General features: G+C 60.2%; 18 protein-coding genes and 1 tRNA gene. 15 read left to right on the top strand and 4 right to left on the bottom strand.

Going from position 1 to position 20,051, the window contains the following annotated elements; genetic code table 11:
• The first annotated feature begins 48 nt into the window (after window positions 1-48).
• From O8B93_RS19350 to dps, 10 genes are all read left to right on the top strand, one after another.
• Entirely contained in the window at window positions 49-1,146 is a 1,098-nt protein-coding gene (locus O8B93_RS19350) for an ABC transporter substrate-binding protein (RefSeq protein WP_405049072.1), read from the top strand.
• Window positions 1,147-1,608: 462 nt separating this feature from the next.
• A complete protein-coding gene (locus O8B93_RS19345; RefSeq protein ID WP_405049075.1) occupies window positions 1,609-2,517 on the top strand; it encodes a Bug family tripartite tricarboxylate transporter substrate binding protein in 909 nt (302 codons plus the stop codon).
• Window positions 2,514-3,008: a tripartite tricarboxylate transporter TctB family protein gene (locus O8B93_RS19340; protein ID WP_269711529.1), complete on the top strand. Its 495-nt coding sequence runs from the start codon at window positions 2,514-2,516 to the stop codon at window positions 3,006-3,008. The genes O8B93_RS19345 and O8B93_RS19340 overlap by 4 nt, the downstream gene beginning before the upstream one ends.
• Window positions 3,009-3,104: 96 nt before the next feature.
• Window positions 3,105-4,622 carry a tripartite tricarboxylate transporter permease gene (locus O8B93_RS19335; protein WP_269711528.1) on the top strand — a complete coding sequence of 506 codons (1,518 nt, stop codon included), beginning with the start codon at window positions 3,105-3,107 and terminating at the stop codon, window positions 4,620-4,622.
• A 129-nt stretch (window positions 4,623-4,751) separates the two neighbouring features.
• On the top strand, window positions 4,752-5,012 hold the full coding sequence (locus tag O8B93_RS19330; RefSeq protein ID WP_269711527.1) for a hypothetical protein: 261 nt from the start codon (window positions 4,752-4,754) through the stop codon (window positions 5,010-5,012).
• Between the two features lie 319 nt (window positions 5,013-5,331).
• Entirely contained in the window at window positions 5,332-6,270 is a 939-nt protein-coding gene (locus O8B93_RS19325) for a siderophore ABC transporter substrate-binding protein (RefSeq protein ID WP_269711526.1), read from the top strand.
• Window positions 6,271-6,469: 199 nt separating this feature from the next.
• Window positions 6,470-7,435: an ABC transporter permease gene (locus tag O8B93_RS19320; RefSeq protein WP_269711525.1), complete on the top strand. Its 966-nt coding sequence runs from the start codon at window positions 6,470-6,472 to the stop codon at window positions 7,433-7,435.
• Entirely contained in the window at window positions 7,428-8,396 is a 969-nt protein-coding gene (locus O8B93_RS19315; RefSeq protein WP_269711524.1) for an iron chelate uptake ABC transporter family permease subunit, read from the top strand. The genes O8B93_RS19320 and O8B93_RS19315 overlap by 8 nt, the downstream gene beginning before the upstream one ends.
• Window positions 8,393-9,151 (top strand): iron ABC transporter ATP-binding protein, encoded by a 759-nt coding sequence (locus O8B93_RS19310; protein WP_269711523.1) that lies wholly within the window; start codon window positions 8,393-8,395, stop codon window positions 9,149-9,151. The genes O8B93_RS19315 and O8B93_RS19310 overlap by 4 nt, the downstream gene beginning before the upstream one ends.
• Before the next feature lie 123 nt (window positions 9,152-9,274).
• Window positions 9,275-9,763 (top strand): DNA starvation/stationary phase protection protein Dps, encoded by a 489-nt coding sequence (gene dps, locus O8B93_RS19305; protein WP_006312098.1) that lies wholly within the window; start codon window positions 9,275-9,277, stop codon window positions 9,761-9,763.
• Window positions 9,764-9,840: 77 nt separating this feature from the next.
• On the opposite strand, the gene O8B93_RS19300 is transcribed toward dps, so the two are convergent.
• Window positions 9,841-10,062: a hypothetical protein gene (locus O8B93_RS19300; protein WP_173987573.1), complete on the bottom strand. Its 222-nt coding sequence runs from the start codon at window positions 10,060-10,062 to the stop codon at window positions 9,841-9,843.
• A gap of 370 nt (window positions 10,063-10,432) precedes the next feature.
• On the opposite strand from O8B93_RS19300, the gene O8B93_RS19295 reads away from it, so the two are divergent.
• Window positions 10,433-10,507: transfer RNA gene (locus O8B93_RS19295), tRNA-Gly, on the top strand.
• 70 nt (window positions 10,508-10,577) lie between these two features.
• On the opposite strand, the gene O8B93_RS19290 is transcribed toward O8B93_RS19295, so the two are convergent.
• Entirely contained in the window at window positions 10,578-11,477 is a 900-nt protein-coding gene (locus O8B93_RS19290) for a LysR family transcriptional regulator (RefSeq protein ID WP_269711522.1), read from the bottom strand.
• Window positions 11,478-11,624: 147 nt separating this feature from the next.
• Here O8B93_RS19290 and O8B93_RS19285 point away from each other — a divergent pair, with 147 nt between their 5' ends.
• From O8B93_RS19285 to O8B93_RS19270, 4 genes are all read left to right on the top strand, one after another.
• Window positions 11,625-12,434 carry an alpha/beta hydrolase fold domain-containing protein gene (locus tag O8B93_RS19285; protein ID WP_269711521.1) on the top strand — a complete coding sequence of 270 codons (810 nt, stop codon included), beginning with the start codon at window positions 11,625-11,627 and terminating at the stop codon, window positions 12,432-12,434.
• Window positions 12,435-12,490: 56 nt separating this feature from the next.
• Window positions 12,491-13,681, top strand: a complete 1,191-nt coding sequence (locus tag O8B93_RS19280) for an efflux RND transporter periplasmic adaptor subunit (protein WP_269711520.1) — start codon at window positions 12,491-12,493, stop codon at window positions 13,679-13,681.
• 132 nt (window positions 13,682-13,813) lie between these two features.
• On the top strand, window positions 13,814-17,008 hold the full coding sequence (locus O8B93_RS19275) for an efflux RND transporter permease subunit (RefSeq protein ID WP_269711519.1): 3,195 nt from the start codon (window positions 13,814-13,816) through the stop codon (window positions 17,006-17,008).
• 289 nt (window positions 17,009-17,297) lie between these two features.
• Entirely contained in the window at window positions 17,298-17,492 is a 195-nt protein-coding gene (locus tag O8B93_RS19270; protein ID WP_269711518.1) for a hypothetical protein, read from the top strand.
• Window positions 17,493-17,526: 34 nt separating this feature from the next.
• On the opposite strand, the gene O8B93_RS19265 is transcribed toward O8B93_RS19270, so the two are convergent.
• Entirely contained in the window at window positions 17,527-18,372 is an 846-nt protein-coding gene (locus O8B93_RS19265; protein ID WP_269711517.1) for an endonuclease/exonuclease/phosphatase family protein, read from the bottom strand.
• 49 nt (window positions 18,373-18,421) lie between these two features.
• The gene (locus O8B93_RS19260) at window positions 18,422-19,882 is read right to left on the bottom strand and encodes a phospholipase D-like domain-containing protein (RefSeq protein WP_269711560.1); all 1,461 of its coding nucleotides are present in this window, start codon (window positions 19,880-19,882) and stop codon (window positions 18,422-18,424) included.
• Window positions 19,883-20,051: the final 169 nt, after the last annotated feature.

Here is a 20,051-nt window from a genome sequence, read left to right as displayed (position 1 = left end):
AGACGAAAACCGCTCACACTTTTCGCAATCCCGCTCCGGCGCTTGTGAATGGCAAGCGCGTGCGGCATGATCTTTTCCATGCGTATCTGCTTTTTTCTCTGCCTCTGTCTTTGCATGGCCTCGCCCGCGCTTGCGCAGGTCGCCGTTTTCCCGGCCCTATCGGGCAAGGCAGATGCCCAAACGCTGGTGGTCTATTCCTCCCTGGATGAACCGCTGGCGACGCCGATGATCGAAGGTTTCCAGAAGGCCAATCCCGATATTGCCGTCCATTATGAGGATATGCTGACCGGTGAAATCTACGACCGCATCGTCAAGGAAACCGATGCCGGCAAGAAGACCGCCGATTTCGCCTTCTCTTCCGCCATGGACCTGCAGGTGAAACTGAGCAATGACGGTTACGCCCAGCGCTCCGACCTTGCCATGAGCGCCCGCTGGCCCGCCTGGGCGAACTGGCGCAACACGGCTTATGCGCTGACTTTCGAGCCAGCGGTCTTCGTCTACCACAAGCCGAGCTTTGCCACCGAAAAACCACCCGCCACCCGCGCCGAATTTGTCGATTATCTCGAACGCCACGCGAAAGAGGTGCATGGCCGCATCGCCACCTACGACATCGAGCGCTCGGGCGTCGGCTTCCTCTTCATGTCAAGGGATCAGGAGCAGTTCGGCGATATATGGAGCGTCATCAAGGCCATGGGGGCGGCGGGCGTGAAGGTCTATTCCACCTCCTCGGCCATTCTGGAGCGTGTATCCGACGGCCGTTTCGTGCTGGGCTACAATATTCTCGGCTCCTATGCCGCAGACTGGGCCTCGCGCCACCCCGATGTCGGCATCGTCTTGCCTAAGGATTATACCGTCGTCATGTCGCGCATCGGGCTGGTGCCGGAAGCCGCCGCCAATCCCGAGCTTGGCCGCCGCTACCTCGAATTCTTCATGTCCAAGGAAGGCCAGACAATCATGGCCCGGCAGTTGCAAATCCCCGCCGTCAGCCCGGAAGTAGCGGGCGAAAACACCGCCAACACCATGCAGGCCATCCACGGCGCGCAACTGCGCCCCGTGCCCGTCAGCCCCGGGCTTATGGTCTATCTGGATCAGGTCAAGCGCAGCCGCCTGATCGAGCGCTGGAACGAGGCGTTGCGCTCGCAGTAGGTTTGAGCGCCCCCCATCCCTCATTCCTGTGCTTGTCACAGGAATCCAGCTAGCCCAAGTCCTTGGGCTGCAACGACTCTTCTCGGCGCGCAGACGCGCGTCGACTGGATCCCTGTGACAAGCACAGGGATGAGGGAGCGGCAAGCTTTGAAAGCGCTGACCCGACACCCCGCAGTGGACGTCCGCCAGAAATTAATAGAGAGTAAATGAGCAAGGACTTGCGTAGCGTCAGTTAGATGACAGCTTTTTGTGATGCTCTGTAGTCCTTCTTCATTCCGTGGAGGCGGAAGAAGATGCGGGAGGAAATCTTGAGGACCGCCGGAATTCTGCGCTGCTACGTCAGCGGCGGATATGTGCGCCTTGAAATCCCTTCCGCATAAACGAAAAACGACGCCCAAAAAGGGCATCCTGAGGAGGGTTTTCGAAGTGAAGCATTTTCTTATCGGTACATTTCTGGCGGGCATGATCGCCCTTCCGGCCGCTGCGGCTGACTATACCGTCATTGCGCCCGCCAATCCCGGCGGCGGCTGGGACCAGACGGCGCGTTCGTTGCAGAGCGTGCTGCAGGAAGAAGGCATTTCCAAGAGCGTTCAGGTGCAGAACGTACCGGGCGCCGGCGGCACCATCGGTCTTGCGCAGTTCGCCAGCCAGCAGAAGGGCAACCCGAACGCGCTCATCGTCGGCGGTTACGTGATGGTGGGCGCGATCCTCACCAACAATGCGCCCGTGACGCTGAAGGAAGTAACCCCGATCGCCCGCCTGACCGGCGAATATGAAGCGATCGTGGTTCCGGCATCCTCACCGCTGAAGACCATCGGCGACCTCGTCGACCAGCTGAAGAAAGACCCGGGCAGCGTTTCCTGGGGCGGCGGCTCGGCCGGCGGCACCGACCACATCGCCGTTGGCCTGATCGCCAAGGCGGCCGGCGTCGATCCGACCAAGATCAACTACATCGCCTATTCCGGCGGCGGCGAAGCGCTTGCCTCGATCCTCGGCTCGCAGGTGACGGCTGGCGTTTCCGGCTACGGCGAATTCGAAGGCCAGGTCAAGGCCGGCACGCTGCGCCTTCTCGCCGTGACCAGCGAAAACCGCCTTGAGGGCGTCGACGCACCGACGCTGAAGGAAAGCGGTCTCGATGTCGTCGTCCAGAACTGGCGTATGGTCGCGGCAGCCCCCGGCATTTCCGCCGATCAGGAAAAGGCCATCAATGCCGACGTCGAAAAGCTGGTGAAATCCGCCAAGTGGCAGGAAACGCTGAAGACCAAGGGCTGGATGGATACCTATCTCGCCGGTGACGAATTCAAGGCACAGCTCGCCAAGGATACCGACGCCACCGCCACCATCCTCAAAGACATCGGACTGGTAAAATGAGCCAGGGTTCCAACCCTCTAGAGCATCAAAAGCGCCGCCCTGACTGGGCGGCGCTGGCGATCGCCATCTTCCTCGTCATCATCGCCTGCGTGATCTTCTGGGACAGCGCGCGTCTCGCCAGCGTCACCGGTTATTCCCCGGTCGGCCCGGCAACGGTGCCCTATGCCATCGGCTTCTGTCTTGTCGGCCTCGCGCTGTGGACCGCCATCGAAGCCTGGCGCGGTGATTTCCCCGAACGCGACAGGCAGGAAATCGCCCCGGTCATCTGGGTCGTCGCCGGCCTTGCCGCGCAGATGCTGCTGCTCAATGTCGCGGGCTTCTCCATCGCCACCGGCCTGCTGTTCGCGTTTACGGCGCGCGCCTTCGGCAAACGCAAGCTCTGGTATTCGATCCCCGTCGGCATCGCCCTGAGCTTCTTCGTCTGGCTCCTCTTCGCGCGGCTGCTGCAGCTTTCCCTGCCCGCCGGGCCTCTGGAACGGCTGTTCTTCTGACAGCCATTCCGACCAAATTCGAGATCATAATAACAAAACCGCCGGCGCGCGATGTCGCAGAGACCAGCGGTTCGCCCGACAGGGGGACATCCTTCCATGAGTACGTTTGAATTCCTGCTGCACGGTCTTGAGGTTGCCGCCCAACCCATGAACCTGCTTTATGCGCTGATCGGCGTGACGCTCGGCACCGCCGTCGGGGTTCTGCCCGGCATCGGCCCGGCGCTGACGGTGGCGCTGCTTCTGCCCGTCACCTATAGGCTCGATCCCGCCGGTTCGCTCATCATGTTCGCCGGTATCTATTACGGCGGCATGTATGGCGGCTCGACCACCTCGATCCTGCTCAACACGCCGGGCGAAAGCGCCTCGATCGTGACGGCGCTCGAAGGCAACAAGATGGCCCGCAAGGGCAGAGGCGGCCCGGCCCTTGCCACCGCCGCCATCGGTTCCTTCGTGGCCGGCCTCATCGCCACCATCGCACTCGCCTTCGTCGCCCCCTACATCGTCAAGCTGGCGCTGGTGTTCGGCCCGCGCGAATATTTCGCGTTGATGGTACTCGCCTTCGTCACCGTTTCCTCCGCTTTCGGGGATTCGGCGCTGCGTGGTCTCACCTCGCTGTTCATCGGCTTTGCGCTCGCCATCGTCGGCATCGACCAGCTGACCGGCCAGACGCGCATGAGCTTCGGCATTCCCGACCTGCTCGACGGCGTCGAAGTGACGACGCTTGCGGTGGCCATGTTCGCGATCGGCGAAACGCTGTTCATCGTCGCACAGGGCAATAGCGGCGACGAAAAGGTCGAGGCCGTCAAAGGTTCGGTCTGGATGAGCGCGCAGGACTGGGCGCGATCCTGGAAGCCCTGGCTGCGCGGCACCTTGATCGGCTTCCCGATTGGCGCGATGCCGGCTGGCGGCGCTGAAATCGGCACCTTCCTGTCCTACGCCACCGAAAAGAAGCTGACCAAATATCCGGAAGAATTCGGCAATGGCGCTATCGAAGGCGTGGCCGGACCCGAGGCCGCCAACAATGCGTCGGCCGCCGGCACGCTCGTGCCGCTCCTGACGCTTGGCCTGCCGACGACGGCAACCGCCGCCATCATGCTCGCCGGTTTCCAGCAGTTCGGCCTGCAGCCCGGCCCGCTGCTGTTCGCCACCAATCCGCAGCTCGTCTGGGGCCTGATCGCCAGCCTGTTCATCGCCAACCTGATGCTGCTGGTGCTCAACCTGCCGCTCGTCGGTCTCTGGGTGAAGCTGCTGACCATTCCGAAGCCCTGGCTTTATGCCGGCATCCTGCTGTTCGCCACGCTCGGCACCATCGGCGCCAACCCGTCGGTGTTCGAACTCGGCATGCTGCTCGCCTTCGGTATCCTCGGCTATATCATGCGCATCTTCGGTTATCCGATTGCGCCCGCGGTCGTCGGCCTCATCCTCGGCCCGCTGGCCGAACAGCAGCTGCGCCGCGCGCTCGCCATCGGCCAGGGCGATCCGACGGTGCTGCTCACCTCGCCAATTGCCGTTGGCCTCTTCATCGTGGCGGCCGCCGCCTTCATCGTCCCGCTCATCATGCGCATCCGCGGCCGCGGCGAGGTGCTGTCGCAGCTTGCCGCCAACGAGGACTGAGAAACCGGAAACCTCCCAAGGCAACTGGCCCCGTATCTCCGGATGCGGGGCTTTTTTTATTCACGCCAACGGGATGTGTGGCGCCGACGTGACCGTGATATGATTCCGCCCCAAACGCAGGAGAAAAACATGCGCACGATCGCAATCATGATGGTTCTGGCGCTCGCCGGTTGCGCCACCGCGGCACCCGACGTGCAACCCATTCCCGGCAGTATCACCTACGGCGGGCAACCCCGCACCAAATTGACCAAGTCCCCCATCGGCAGCACACTCAGCAATGAATTCGTCATGGGTGACGGACGGCTTGCGGTTGAGACCTACCGTGTGCAGCCCGACCGGTCACTGAAACTGGAGAGGCGCGAAATTGTTGGTGACTGGCCGCCGGATTGAGGCGTGCGGACACAGACTGGGTTAGCGACGCGAGTGAAAACGGTGCTTCCGTCATCCTCGGGCTTGTCCCGAGGATCTGCAACCCATCGATTTTGTTCAACGTGATTAGATCCTCGGGACAAGCCCGAGGATGACGTCCGGAGAGATCGCAAGCCATGCTCTCCCGCCCCCACATTTCCCGCTCACCGCAATTCAGAACCGTTCTAAAACATATTTTTGATTTCCGCGAACCTTGCCAATAAAGCTGACAGTTGACATCAAGTTAACCCGCCGGGACATCCTTCCGCGGGCTTGGAACCATATTGCAAGGGACATATCCGTGGCCATCAACTTCACCCTCCCCGTTCGGCTGCTGGCGGCAGCAGCCTTCAGCCTTGGCGCGATGACCGCAGGCGCGCAGGAAATGACGATCAGCCATGCGCAGGGCGAAACCGTGCTGAAAGCGGCACCGAAGAAGGTTCTGGTTCTGGATATTCCCTCGCTCGACAATCTCGATGCGCTCGGTGTCGAGCCCGCCGGTGTCGTCAACTCAAACCTGCCTGCCTATCTGCAGAAATATGCCCACGGCAAATATCTGAAGGTCGGCACGCTGTTCGAGCCCGATTACGAGGCGATCAATGCGGCTGAAGCCGATCTCGTCATCGTCGGCGGCCGTTCGCGGGCGAAATATCCTGACGTTTCGAAGATCACGCCCGCCATCGACATGTCGATCGATTCCAAGGAATTCATCAACAGCGTCAAAGGCAACATCACCAAGCTCGGCGATATCTTCGGCAAGCAGGAAGAGGCAAAGAAGCTCGACGCCGCCCTCGACGAAAAAGTCGCCAGGCTGAAAGAGATCGCCCCGAATTCCGGCACGGCGATGATCCTGCTGACCAATGCCGGCAAGGTCGGCGTCTATGGCCCGAGCTCGCGCACCGGCTGGCTGCACACCGAGATCGGCTTCAAGCCGGTCGCCGCCGACATTGATGACCGCTTCGACCGCGGTGACGTCGTCTCCTTCGAATATCTGGCCGAGGTCAATCCCGAGTGGCTGTTCGTGATCGACCGTGACGCCGGCATCGGCCGCGCCACCGACCCCGGCAAGGCCGCCGCACAGGTGCTGGACAACGAACTGATCCACCAGACCAATGCCTGGAAGAAAAAGCAGATCGTCTATCTCGATCCGCAGGCGGCCTATATCGTCAGCAGCGGTTATACGGCGCTCACCACTTTGCTCGATCAGGTCTACAACGCGGTTTCAGGCAAGAAGTCGTAGAAGGCACAGACCATCTTCTCCAAGGCTGCTCCATACGCAACGTCATCCTTGGGCTTGTCCCAAGGATCTAAACACGTCGAATAAATCAATCGGTTGCAGATCCTCGGGACAAGCCCGAGGATGACGGAGGAGAGGTTTACGCCTTCTCGGCACCCTGCGAGGTCGCCTGAACGCCTACCATTTTTGAAACATCACCAACGTGAAATCCCTGCCCCTCATATCAGCCCTTCTTCTGGCCTTGACGCTCGCCATCGTCAGCCTGTTCGTCGGCGTGAGCGACGTTTCGCTCACAACGCTCTTCGCGCCTGATACGAGCGCGGATGCGCTGCGCGTGCTGCTCGTCAGCCGCATTCCGCGCACGCTGGCGCTCATCTTGGCCGGCAGCTCCATGGCGATTGCCGGTCTCATCATGCAGATGCTGGTGCGCAACCGCTTCGTGGAACCTTCGACGGCCGGCACGACCGAATCCGCCGGTCTCGGCCTTCTCGTCGTCACCCTGTTTGCACCCGAAACGCCCATCTTCGGCAAGATGCTGGTGGCGGCGGCTTTCGCGCTCGCCGGAACAGCGCTGTTCCTGCGTATCCTGAGACAGGTGCCGCTGCGCGATGTGCTGCTGGTGCCGCTGATCGGCATCATGCTGGGCGGCGTCATTTCCGCCATCACCACATTCTTCGCCTATCGTTTCGACCTGCTGCAATCGCTCGGCGCATGGATGACCGGCGATTTTTCCGGCGTGCTGCGCGGCCGTTATGAATTGCTCTGGGTCGGTTTCTTCTTCGCCATTGCCGCCTATCTCGCCGCCGACCGCTTCACCGTGGCCGGCATGGGGCGCGACTTCACCACCAATCTCGGCCTCAACTACCGCCGGGTGATGGCGCTCGGTCTCACAATCGTTTCGCTGGTCAGCGCCGTCGTCGTCGTCACCGTCGGCATGATCCCGTTTCTCGGCCTGATCGTACCGAATGTCGTCAGCCTGATGATCGGCGACAATATGCGCCGCTCCGTGCCCTGGGTGGCAACACTTGGCGCGGTCTTCGTGCTTTCCTGCGACATCATCGGCCGGACCGTGCGCGCGCCATACGAGATACCGATCGGCACCGTGGTCGGCGTCATCGGCAGCGTGCTGTTCCTCTATCTCCTGCTGCGGAAACGCCACCATGCGTGAGAGACATCCCGACCGGCGTGCAAAAACCGTTCTGCTCGTGCTTGCGGCATTCGCACTCATCTCCATGGCCGCCTTCATGACGCTCGGCGCAAAAGGGAGCTGGAGCTTCGTACTGCCGTTTCGCGGCATCAAGCTTCTGTCGCTCTTGCTGGTGGCCTATGCCATTGCCGTCTCCACCGTGCTGTTCCAGACGGTCACCAACAATCGCATCCTCACCCCCTCGGTGATGGGTTTCGATTCGCTTTATGTGCTGATGCAGACCGGGCTGATCTTCGTCTTCGGCTCGGCAACCGTTGTCATGATCGATCCGCAGCTGAAGTTCATCGTTGAAACCGCGCTGCTCGTCACCTTTTCCGCCCTGCTCTACCGCTGGCTTTTCGTTGGCGCGGAACGCAGCCTGCATCTTCTCGTACTGGTAGGCATCGTCTTCGGCGTCTTTTTCCGCAGCCTCTCGGGCTTCATGCAGCGCGTGCTCGATCCGAACGAATATACCGTGCTGCAGGACGTGCTCTTCGCCAGCTTCAACTCCATCGATCCCACGCTTCTGACGATCTCGGCGATCATCATCGGTGTCGTGAGCATCATCGGGCTGCGCCTCATGCACACGCTCGACGTCCTCTCGCTTGGCCGGGCAACGGCCATCAGCCTCGGCGTCGACTATAAACGCACGGTCACCATCATCCTCGTGCTGGTCTCCGTGCTCGTCGCCGTCTCAACAGCGCTCGTTGGCCCGGTCATGTTCTTCGGCCTGCTGGTCGCCGCCCTTGCCCATTATCTCACCGGCAACGGCAAACACGCCTATGTGCTGCCGGCGGCGATCCTCATCGCCATAATCTGCCTCGTTGGTGGCCAGGTGGTGCTGGAGCGGGTCTTCGCCTTCGATACGGCACTTTCCATCATCATCGAATTCCTGGGCGGCATCGTCTTTATCGGTCTTATTTTAAAGCGGGGTGCGCGATGATCATCGCCAGTCAGATCAGCAAATCCTATGGCGATACGCTCGTCGTCGACGACGTCTCCGTCTCCATTCCGGCAGGCGGCGTCACCTCGATCATCGGCCCGAACGGGGCGGGAAAATCCACGCTGCTTTCCATCGTCGCGCGGCTGATGTCCATGGATGCAGGAACCGTGACGGTCGATGGTCTGGATGTGAGCAAGACCGCTTCCGATACGCTGGCAAAACGCCTTTCGATCCTGCGGCAAGACAACCACATCTCCTCGCGCCTGACGGTGCGCGATCTCGTCGGTTTCGGCCGTTACCCCTATTCCAAGGGCCGCCCGACCATCGAGGACAAGGTCCATATCGACCGGGCGCTGGAATATCTCCATCTCGAACCGCTGGCCGGCCGTTTTCTGGACGAGCTTTCCGGCGGCCAGCGCCAGCGCGCCTTCGTAGCCATGGTTCTGTGTCAGGACACGGATTATGTGCTGCTCGACGAGCCGCTCAACAATCTCGACATGAAACATGCCTCCAGCATGATGAAGATCATGCGCAAGGCAGCCGACGAATTGAAAAAGACCGTGGTTCTGGTGCTGCACGACATCAACTTCGCCTCCTGGTATTCCGACACCATCATCGCCATGCGCGAGGGCCGCATCTGCCATCAGGGACCGGCGGAAGAAATCATCCGCCCGGAGATTCTCAAGGACATCTACGACATGCCGATCCGCGTCGAGGACATAGACGGCCGGCGCATCTGCCTGTTTTACGAATGACATGATGATTGCGCAGGATTTTTTGCCGCTGCAGTGCTTAACATGGAACAGGGCCACAGGCCCGGACGTTAATCGACAGACTTTTCCAAAGCGGCATTCCGTCCGCAACTTCAGGAGACATCGATGAAGACGCACAAGACGAAAAACGATCTGCCTTCCAACGCGAAATCGACCGTAATCGGCATTCTGAATGAATCGCTGGCCTCGGTGATCGACCTTGCGCTTGTCACCAAGCAGGCGCACTGGAACCTGAAAGGCCCGCAATTCATCGCCGTCCACGAACTTCTCGACACCTTCCGCACCCAGCTCGACAATCACGGCGATACGATTGCCGAACGCGTCGTGCAGCTTGGCGGCACGGCGCTCGGCAGCCTGCAAGCCGTCTCTTCAACGACGAAGCTCAAGGCCTATCCGACCGATATCTATAAAATCCACGATCATCTCGACGCTCTGATCGAGCGTTATGGCGAGGTGGCGAACATGATCCGCAAGGCGATCGACGATTCCGACGAGGCCGGCGATCCGACGACGGCCGATATCTTCACCGCCGCCTCGCGCGATCTCGACAAATCCCTGTGGTTCCTCGAAGCCCATGTACAGGAAAAGAGCTGAGCCGAAAGCATTTCCAGCAGGTCCGTCAAAGCAAAGCGCCCGAGAGATTCGGGCGCTTTTTAGTAGAGATGATGTCATCAATGGCGGCGCAGAACAGCAAGCCCTATGTCGCGCAACATTTCATGATCCAGAATGCCGCGCTGGGCGCTGCGGATCAAAATTGCTGCACATTCATTGGCAACATGGCTGCTGCGATCCTGAAAACACTCGAAACAAACACCATCGAAAATATTCTGCAGATCGGTGATTTGTTCTGGCGACAATTGTGCGCCGACTCTTTCAAAAGCTGCGTACGACAAGGCTCATCCTCCCGATGATGATATGCCAAGTATCGTTTCTTTTTCGTGGGCATCAATTTTGTACACCCGAACGAATCACTTGTCGAATCAGATTTTAACCAAATGTAAACAGGTTATTTCCTGCACTATCGGCCGTCCGTGCGCCCTTTGCTGCTGGAATAAAGAGCAGCCGAAACAATGCTTTCGCCCGCCACTGCCACCATCCGGAACCGCATCGGGCACGCCCTTTCGAATAAACCCGCGACCGGAAGGATTTCCACCGAAACCGCAAAAGAAACTGTTGCATTCCAAAAACGATTGAGCGATATAGCACCCGTCGCCGCTTCGGCGACCCACGGTTCAGCGAACTACCCCGGACCGGTGGATTTGAGCGGGTGTAGCTCAGGGGTAGAGCACAACCTTGCCAAGGTTGGGGTCGAGGGTTCAAATCCCTTCGCCCGCTCCAGTTTCCAGATAGATCAGGCAATTTGCGGCGGCTGTGGCTCATGCCCGGCCATGAGCATTCGCCGCCTGCCTCACACCAGCCCGTGAACCAGCTTCGCCAGCCAGTCGACAAAAACGCGCACCTTGTTGGTCACATGCCGGGTCTGCGGATAAACCACATAGATCGGCATGGCTTCGCGCCGCCATTCCGAAAGCACCGGCACCAGTTCGCCGCGCGAGAGCGCATCCCTCACCATGAAGACGGGAAGCTGCACGATGCCCATGCCGGCCAGCGCCGCATTGAGATAGGTGCGGCTGTCATTCACCGAGACGACATAATTCGGAGTCAGCTCGACACTGCGCACGCCATTGTCGAAGGAGGCCGGCATGATCTGGCCGGTGGTGGCATTGAGATAGCCCACCGAATAATGATCCTTCTCCAGATCCTCCGGCTCGCGCGGCATGCCGAAATTTTCGATGTAGGATGGCGAGGCGAAGGTCTCGAACCGAAGTTCACCGACTTTACGGGCAATGAGCGACTGATCGCGAAGCACGCCGACACGCAGCGCGCAGTCGACATTCTCCGCTATATAGTCGACCAGACGGTCGCCAACGCCGAGGTCGAGACGGATTTGCGGATAGCGCTGGTAAAATTCGCAAAGATGTGGGATAACCACCAAGTCCGCGAAGACACCGGCCATTTCCACCCGCAACCGGCCGGATGGCTGCACCTGTGCGCTGGACATACTGCCGTCCAACTCTTCGATTTCCGATAAAATCTGTGATGCCCGCTCATAATAGAGAGCGCCGTCCGTCGTCAGCATCACTCGCCGCGTGGTGCGGTTGAGGAGCGTGGTCTGCAAATGCGCCTCGAGCGCCTGCACCATATTGGTAACCGTGGTTTTCGGCATGTTCAGCGCGGTGGCGGCGCGGCTGAAATTGCCGGTTTCCACGACCCGCGTAAAAACCCGCATGGCGGAGAGCTGGTCCATTCACTGCCTCGAAGATATTATTATCCGTGATTTCGGAATAGTGTTTTCAAATTTGCATGCTTGATCGTTTCGATCCGAACAATAATATGGATTTCAGATTTTGCAATATGATCCGCCAATGGGTGGCGGCGCAAAGGATCTGGTTTCATGAACGCGCATTGGGAAAACATGGGCAGCAGCGAGGCGTCCGCGTCAAAGCTCTCCGTGCGCCGTTATGAAGGGTCCTGCCTGTGCAGCCATCCGCCCATCGTGCTTTATCTGCGCGGCGGATCATTTCTGGAACCCGGCCTTGAGCCTGATGGTAATTGCCCCGAGCTTCCGGTGGCCCGCGCGCTTGCGGAAAGCGGCGCGGTGGTCGTGGAGGCCGATTACAGCAAGCCGTCCGGCAACGAGTTTCCGATGGTCATCGACTGTGCCTATGAGGCGCTCGACCATCTGAGCCGGGATCGCAAGCATTATGGTGGCGCGAAATCGCTGCTGTTCGTGGCCGGCGAAGAGGCTGGCGGTAATGTGGCGGCGGTTCTTGCGCTGAAGGCCCGTGACCGCATGCCGGGCAAACTCGCAGGCCAGATTCTTCTGTCGCCCATGATCGATCCGATGATGACGACGGAATCCTTCCGCAATGCGGACAGGATCGGCATGCGCCAGCGTTGGGCCGATGGCTGGAGCCATTACCTTGCCAAGGCGTGCGGGTTTTTCCACCCCTATGCCGCGCCCTGCCAGTGCACGCGGCTGAACCGGGTGGCACCGGCGCTGATCTTTACAGCCGAGGATGATCCTCTGCGCGACGAAACGGTCAATTATGGAGACCGCCTCATCGCCTCGGGTGTCAGCGTCCGTCAGCATGTTTTCCCCGCCGGCGTCGGCTGGACGGGGCTTTATCAAGGAGAGGGCGGCGGATGGGTTTCCTCCGTCTGTTCGGAGTTCAAAACCTTCGTTGACCAATTGAAACACTGAATACCGCATTTATTGAGAAACTGATCGGCTCCTGATCTGGGGCCAAGGAGATACCCATGACGCTGAACACAAAGCGCCGGGCCCTGACGGGTGCCGGCATCGGGCTTGCCATGTCCGTTGCAGCAGGAGCACTGTTTTTCGACCTCCCCACCAGCCGCAATGCCACGGCCGCTTCCACCCCTGCCGAGACGCCGGCGATCCCGGTCACCGTCGCCAAGGTGGAAAGCCGTGATGTGATGCGCTGGGAGGAATTTTCCGGCCGTCTCGAAGCTGTCGACCGGGTGCAGATCCGCTCCCGCGTCGCCGGCCAGATCAAGGCCGTGCATTTCCGCGAAGGCGCGCTGGTGAAGGAAGGCGATGCCCTCTTCACCATCGACCCGGCCCCTTATCAGGCCGCGGTCGCTGGCGCTGAAGGACAGGTCGCTTCCGCCGAAGCCAAGGTCAGCCTTGCAAAGACGGAACTCGACCGTGGCCGCAGGCTTTCCGACAATCGCACCATCTCCCAGAGCGATCTCGACCAGCGTCAAAGCTCGTTTGCGGATGCCGAAGCCCAGCTTCGCGCCGCCCGCGCAGCATTGACCACCGCCCAGCTTGATCTCGGTTACACCGAAATCATCGCGCCGGTTTCCGGCAGGGTCGGCAGGATCGAAATCACCGCCGGCAACCTCGTCGCCGCCGGCTCAACCTCGCCGGCACTGACGACGCTCGTCTCGGTCAACCCGATCTATGCGAGCTTCAATGCCAGCGAAGGTACGGTTGCGAAGGCTCTTGCAGAGCTGCCGAAGACCGACGGCGCCCTGCCGGCACTGGAACAGATACCGGTGGAAATCGGCACGCTTTCGGATGAAGGCACACCGATCAAGGGCACGCTGCACCTGATCGACAACCAGGTGGATTCGGCAAGCGGCACCATCGGTGTGCGCGCCATCTTCGACAATCCGAATGGCAGGCTGATCCCCGGCCAGTTCGTGCGGGTACGCATGGGCGAACCGAAGCCGGAAAACCGCATCGTCATCAGCGATCGCGCCATCGGCACGGATCAGGACAAGCGTTTCGTCTTCGTGGTCGATGCCGAAAACAAGGTGAGCTACCGCCAGATCAAGCCCGGCGCTCCGGCTGATGGCCAGCGCATCATCGAAAGCGGCCTTGCCGCCGGTGATACGATCGTCGTCAACGGCCTGCAGCGCATTCGTCCCGGTGCGACCATCGCACCCCAGGCCGAAGACAAGGTTGCGACCTCGCAGTAACCCGCCTTTTTGATCCATAAGCGTCCCGCCCTTGTGCGAGACGCCCCTTCACACAGAACCGGCCTTCACCCGGCGGCAGGATTGTCGCCGGAACGGCCTTCGCATTCCCAAAGACCCGGAGAGGGACTGGATATGAATATTTCCAGATTTTTTGTCGACAGGCCGGTATTCGCCGGCGTGCTGTCGATCCTGATCGTGGTGGCAGGCCTTCTCGGCATGCGCGCCCTGCCGATTTCCGAATATCCGGAAGTCGTTCCGCCATCTGTCGTCGTCCGCGCCACCTATCCCGGTGCGAACCCGACCGTTATTGCCGAAACCGTCGCGACACCGCTGGAAGAACAGATCAACGGCGTCGAGGACATGCTCTACATGGGCAGCCAGGCAACATCTGACGGCGTGCTAACGCTGACCGTCACCTTCAAGCTTGGCACCGACCCGGACAAGGCGCAGCAGCTGGTTCAGAACCGCGTGTCGCAGGCCGAACCGCGCCTGCCGGCGGAAGTGCGCGCGCTCGGCATCACCACCGTCAAGAGCTCGCCTGACTTCATCATGGTCGTCAACCTCGTCTCGAAGACCGACGCCTATGACATCACCTATCTGCGCAACTATGCGACGCTGAACGTCAAGGATCGTCTTGCCCGCATCGAAGGCGTTGGCCAGGTGCAGGTCTTCGGCGCAGGTGACTATTCCATGCGCGTCTGGCTCGATCCGCAAAAGGTCGCCGAACACGATCTGGCCGCCAGCGACGTCTCCGACGCCATCCGCCAGCAGAACGTGCAGGCAGCAGCCGGCGTCATCGGCGCTTCACCAAGCCCTAATGGTGTCGACCTGCAGCTCAACGTCAATGCCCAGGGCCGTCTGACGACGCCTGAAGAATTCGGCAACATCATCGTCAAGAGCGGCGCCAACGGTGAAATCACCCGCCTGCGCGACGTGGCCCGCATTGAACTGGGTGCGGCTGATTACACGCTGCGCTCGCTGCTCGACGGCGAACCCGCCGTGGCTGTCGCCGTGCTTCAGGCCCCCGGCTCCAACGCCATCGAAATCGCCGACAATGTCCGCGCCACGATGGACAATCTGCAGCTGGCAATGCCTGATGGTGTGAAATACGAGATCGTCTACGATACGACGAAATTTGTGCGCTCCTCCATCGAGAAGGTTGTCGATACCCTCCTCGAGGCCGTTGGCCTCGTGGTGCTTGTCGTCATCCTCTTCCTCCAGACCTGGCGCGCCTCGATCATTCCGCTGATCGCCGTTCCGGTCTCGATCATCGGCACCTTCGCCGTCATGTATGCCTTCGGCTTTTCCATCAATGCGTTGACTTTGTTCGGCCTTGTGCTCGCCATCGGCATCGTGGTGGATGACGCGATCGTGGTCGTGGAAAACGTCGAGCGAAATATCGAAAACGGGCTCTCGCCGCGCGACGCCACCTATAAGGCCATGCGTGAAGTCTCCGGACCGATCATCGCGATTGCGCTGGTTCTGGTCGCCGTCTTCGTGCCGCTCGCCTTCATCTCCGGCCTGTCCGGACAGTTCTACCGGCAGTTCGCGCTGACGATCGCCATCTCCACCGTCATTTCGGCCATCAATTCGCTGACGCTGTCACCCGCGCTTGCGGCCCTGCTGCTGAAGGAACACGGTGCGCCGAAAGACTGGCTGACCCGCTTCATGGACAAGATACTCGGCTGGTTCTTCCGTGGCTTTAACCGTGCCTTCGGCGCGGCCTCGAACGGCTACGGCAAGACCGTCGGCGGGTTGGTGACGCGCAAGAGCCTCGTCATGATCGTCTATATGGCGCTGGTGGCCGCCACCTACGGCATGTTCACGACGGTGCCGAGCGGCTTCGTGCCGGCGCAGGACAAGCAGTACCTGATCGGTTTTGCCCAGCTTCCCGATGGTGCAACGCTTGACCGCACGGAAAACGTCATCAAGCGCATGAGCGACATCGCCCTGGAAACCCCCGGCGTCAGCCACGCCATCGCCTTCCCCGGCCTGTCGATCAACGGCTTCACCATTGGCTCCAATTCCGGCATCGTCTTTGCGGTTCTCGACGACTTCGAAAAGCGCAAGACGCCGGAACTGTCAGGCAATGCCATCGCCATGCAGCTGAACCAGAAATATGCGGGCATTCAGGATGCCTTCATCGCCATGTTCCCGCCGCCGCCGGTCAACGGTCTCGGCCAGACGGGCGGCTTCAAGCTGCAGATCGAAGACCGCGCCGGCTACGGCTACCAGACGCTCGATGAAGCAACCAAAGCGGTGATCGGCAAGGCCTATCAGACGCCGGAGCTGGCGGGCATCTTCTCCAGCTACCAGATCAACGTGCCGCAGCTCTTCGCTGATCTCGACCGTGCCAAGGCCGAGCAGCTGGGTGTCTCCGTCAGCGACGTCTTCCAGACGCTGCAGATCTATCTCGGCTCGCTCTATGTCAACGACTTCAATGCCTTCGGACGGACATACAGCGTTCGGGTGCAGGCAGATTCGCAGTTCCGCGCCCATGCGGAAGATATCGGCCGCCTGAAGGTGCGTTCGGCAACGGGTCAGATGATCCCGCTCTCGACGCTCTTGAAGGTGGATGCGACGACGGGACCGGAACGTACCAACCGCTATAACGGCTTCCTTGCGGCCGATATCAACGGCGGACCGGCACCGGGCTTCTCCTCGGGACAGGCACAGGCGGCGATTGAAAAAATCCTCGCCGAAACCCTGCCCGCCGGCGTCGATTACGAATGGACGGACCTGACCTATCAGCAGATTCTGGCCGGCAATTCCAGCATCGTGGTCTTTCCGCTTGCACTGCTGCTCGTCTATCTCGTGCTCGCCGCGCAATATGAAAGCCTCACTTTGCCGATCGCGATCATCCTGATCGTCCCGCTCGGCGTACTTGCGGCCCTCACGGGCGTCTGGCTGACGGGAGGGGATAACAACATCTTTACGCAGATCGGCCTTGTCGTCCTTGTCGGTCTTTCGGCGAAGAACGCGATCCTGATCGTGGAATTCGCCCGGGAGCTGGAATTTGAAGGACGAACGCCGCTTCAGGCGGCCATCGAGGCAAGCCGGCTTCGCCTTCGCCCGATCCTGATGACCTCGCTCGCCTTCATCATGGGCGTGGTGCCGCTGGTCATCTCCACCGGTGCGGGTGCTGAAATGCGCGCCGCCATGGGTGTCGCGGTGTTCTCCGGCATGATCGGCGTAACCTTCTTCGGCATCTTCATGACACCGGTTTTCTATGTGCTGGTGCGCAAGCTGGCGGGCAACCGCCCGCTCATCCAGCACAAGCAGGAAGAACCGGCCAATTCGGACTACAAGCTCGAAAAGGCCGGCTGAGACCACACTCCCATCCACCGCCACCTTCAAAGCAAGCCCGCCGCGCATCATCAGATGCGCGGCGTTTTTCATGGCCAAAGACATTTATGCGGCTTTCCTGAAATGGAATCAGTTTCAAATACTTAACTGAAGTAAGCACCTATATGCACCGCAGTAGAACTGCCCAAAAACAATATAGCTTCACCCATTGACGGAAACCCGAAGAAACAACGCTATTTTATGCTTTGAATTTTATGGTAACTTTCAAGAAGCGGGTGATTCGGACTAAATGATTTAGTTCAGGGGCGACATGATGGAGCAGGACTACGAAAACTGGGCAACAACCGTTGCCTATTCGATTGTGATGCATGAGGGTCTTGATCTCGCGCTTGCCGCGCAAAATCTCGACCGGTGCAAGACCAGGAACAATCGTGAGCGACTGATGGAAGCCATTCGCACGTCCTTGCTGGAAGCGCGCTCGCGCAACCACATGACGGCGGCGTGAAGCGCGGCCAGTCGGCGGCGGATAAGGCGGCGGCTCAGGCCGGAAGCAGATCGGTGCGGATCGCGGCTTTCAGCGGCAGATGATCCGAGGCGATGCGCGCCAGCGCGCTATCATGCGCCTCCACCTGCTCGATAAGCCCTTCGCGATTGGCGATGATCCGGTCGAGCGCCAGCACCGGCAGGTTGGACGGAAAACTTGGCACCGCCGGCGGCAGGGTACCGAAAGCATCCCGGAACGTATTGAGTGACGATCCGTTACCGAGACGCCATTCATTCAGGTCTCCCATGAGGATGGTCGCGCATTCGTTGCGCGCTTCCAGAAGACCGACAAGCGCCTTGGCCTGCTGGGCGCGGGAATGCCTGAGCAGGCCGAAATGGGCGGCGATGACCCGGAGCGTGCCGCCGCTTTTAAGGTCGAGTTCCACGACGAGCGCGCCGCGCGGCTCCAGCCCCGGCAATTTCAGCGTATGCACATCCCTGACAGCCCCTTCCCTGAAAAGCACGACATTGCCATGCCAGCCATGCGCTTTCACGCCAGCCTGCACCGGCACGGGAACGAGGCCGCTTTCCCGCTCCAGCCGGGCAAGATCGAGCAGGCCCGTTCGCTCGCCGAACCGGCTGTCCGCCTCCTGAAGGGCGATGATATCGGCGCCGATTTCCTGAATGACGCGGCTGGTACGATCGGGGTCGAACTTGCGGTCGCGGCCGACGCATTTATGCACATTGTAGGAAGCAATGACCGGAAAAGAATGATCTTTCGCCGCCTGAACCGCTTTCTGCCGCTGACGATGGTCGCGCAACGACTGCATGACGAAGGCGGACAGGCTGGTGTTTTTCGTCAAGGCCGTTTTTTCATCATCCAGCAAACCGTTCTTTTTCACGCGTTTATGCCTCCGGTCTCGCGGGACGTCCTGTCGGGCGCACCGCACTCTAAAGATAGGGTGAAGCGAGCCACAGGACACGTTCCACAAAACGGACAACGAATGGCCGCGCATTCAGTTCGCTGAGCCGGACGGGCAAGGCGGTTGCAAGCGCATTCCGGATACGATCTCCGATCGTCCCGGCGAATTCTTCGTCCATGACTTCGAGATCGATCTCGAAGTTCAATCGCAGCGACCGCGGATCGAGATTGGAGGAGCCGATATAACTCCAGCGCCCGTCGATCACCAGAAGCTTGGAATGGTTGAAAGCCCCTGTCGCCCGCCAGATGCGGCAATAATTCTTCAGCATCTGGTCGAACTGCGCCGTCATCGCCCTGTCGACAAGCACCAGATTGTTGCTCTTCGGCACGATGATATCCACCACGCATCCCCGCCTTGCAGCGGTAATGAGCGCCGAAATAAGCTCCCGATCGGGGAGAAAATAGGGCGACATGATGAGAATGGAGGAGCGCGCGACGGAAAAGGCCCCCATCAGCATCTTGTGACTGGTCTCGATGCTTTTGTCCGGTCCCGACGAACAGACGCGGGCAACGATCTGCGACCCCGGCACACCATCGGGAATGGCGATATCCCAGACCGGTGCGTCGAGAACCTCCCCCGTCGTGAAGCGCCAGTCTTCCGCAGCGATTGAGAAAAAATCGGAGACCACCGGCCCGGTAATCTTGAAATGCGTGTCGTGCGACTGGCTTTCGCCACCGAATTCCAAGGTGAAACCCTCACGGATATTCATGCCGCCGCTGAAGGCGGTACGACCGTCCACCACGAGAATCTTGCGGTGGGTTCGCAGATTGGCATAGGGCAACCGCAGCCCCATGATGACATTGCCGTTGAAGACATCGGCAACGATGTCCTTATCCCTGAGTGTCGGCAGGATGCTCGGCACCGAATAACGGGCGCCCACGGCATCGATGAGCACCCTCACCTCCACACCACGCAGCTTCGCCCTTTCGAGCGCCGTGACGAAACGGGCGCCGATCCGGTCATTATCGAAAATATATGTTTCGAGAATGATCGAGCGCTTCGCCTCCCCGATAGCCTCCAGCATGGCGGCATAGGCGGCATCACCGGTCACCAGCGGCTCGATGCCGTTGCCGGTCGTCAGCGCATGGCGGGTCACCCGGTCGCCCAGCGTCTTCATCGCTTCGAAACGGCGGCCGAAACGCGTCGCGATCATGTCGTTGCTGGCATCAAGGCGCGCCACACGATCCATGATCTCGTCCAGCATGAAGGACCGCTGCTGCGTGATGTTCGACCGGCGGATGCGGTTGATGCCGGCGATGGCGTAGATGACCGCGCCGACAATCGGCGACAGTACGATGACGCCCACCCAGCCCAGCGCGGAACGCACCTCCTCCTTCGTCATCGTGGCATGCACGGCCGCCACAGTTCCCATCAGAATGGAGAGAACGGCAAGGATATGCGGCCAATAGGCAATGACGAGATCGAGCATGGTGCAACTATAGAGCACTCAGCCAATCCCGCAATGACAGGAAGGCGACCCGACAACGGAAGAACGCCCGGCCCCGCCCATGCTTTTGCGGGACAGACCCTTGCGGGATTAACGGTGGAAACCAGCCTTGCGATATGTCATGAGAGCGCATCTTGATCTCTAAGCAGGG

Source organism: Martinezella rhizogenes, assembly GCF_027460065.1.
Taxonomy (GTDB): Bacteria; Pseudomonadota; Alphaproteobacteria; order Rhizobiales; family Rhizobiaceae; genus Agrobacterium; species Agrobacterium rhizogenes_C.
Note: the sequence above shows the minus strand (reverse complement) of the source record. Positions and strands in the feature narration are given on the sequence as shown.

Bases quoted from the DNA above. Each gene is read 5' to 3' on its own strand.
- O8B93_RS19350 (WP_405049072.1), top strand. From the start codon at position 49: ATGGCAAGCGCGTGCGGCATGATCTTTTCCATGCGTATCTGCTTTTTT.
- O8B93_RS19345 (WP_405049075.1), top strand. From the start codon at position 1,609: ATGATCGCCCTTCCGGCCGCTGCGGCTGACTATACCGTCATTGCGCCC.
- O8B93_RS19340 (WP_269711529.1), top strand. From the start codon at position 2,514: ATGAGCCAGGGTTCCAACCCTCTAGAGCATCAAAAGCGCCGCCCTGAC.
- O8B93_RS19335 (WP_269711528.1), top strand. From the start codon at position 3,105: ATGAGTACGTTTGAATTCCTGCTGCACGGTCTTGAGGTTGCCGCCCAA.
- O8B93_RS19330 (WP_269711527.1), top strand. From the start codon at position 4,752: ATGCGCACGATCGCAATCATGATGGTTCTGGCGCTCGCCGGTTGCGCC.
- O8B93_RS19315 (WP_269711524.1), top strand. From the start codon at position 7,428: ATGCGTGAGAGACATCCCGACCGGCGTGCAAAAACCGTTCTGCTCGTG.
- O8B93_RS19310 (WP_269711523.1), top strand. From the start codon at position 8,393: ATGATCATCGCCAGTCAGATCAGCAAATCCTATGGCGATACGCTCGTC.
- dps (WP_006312098.1), top strand. From the start codon at position 9,275: ATGAAGACGCACAAGACGAAAAACGATCTGCCTTCCAACGCGAAATCG.
- O8B93_RS19290 (WP_269711522.1), bottom strand. From the start codon at position 11,477: ATGGACCAGCTCTCCGCCATGCGGGTTTTTACGCGGGTCGTGGAAACC.
- O8B93_RS19285 (WP_269711521.1), top strand. From the start codon at position 11,625: ATGAACGCGCATTGGGAAAACATGGGCAGCAGCGAGGCGTCCGCGTCA.
- O8B93_RS19280 (WP_269711520.1), top strand. From the start codon at position 12,491: ATGACGCTGAACACAAAGCGCCGGGCCCTGACGGGTGCCGGCATCGGG.
- O8B93_RS19275 (WP_269711519.1), top strand. From the start codon at position 13,814: ATGAATATTTCCAGATTTTTTGTCGACAGGCCGGTATTCGCCGGCGTG.
- O8B93_RS19270 (WP_269711518.1), top strand. From the start codon at position 17,298: ATGATGGAGCAGGACTACGAAAACTGGGCAACAACCGTTGCCTATTCG.
- O8B93_RS19260 (WP_269711560.1), bottom strand. From the start codon at position 19,882: ATGCTCGATCTCGTCATTGCCTATTGGCCGCATATCCTTGCCGTTCTC.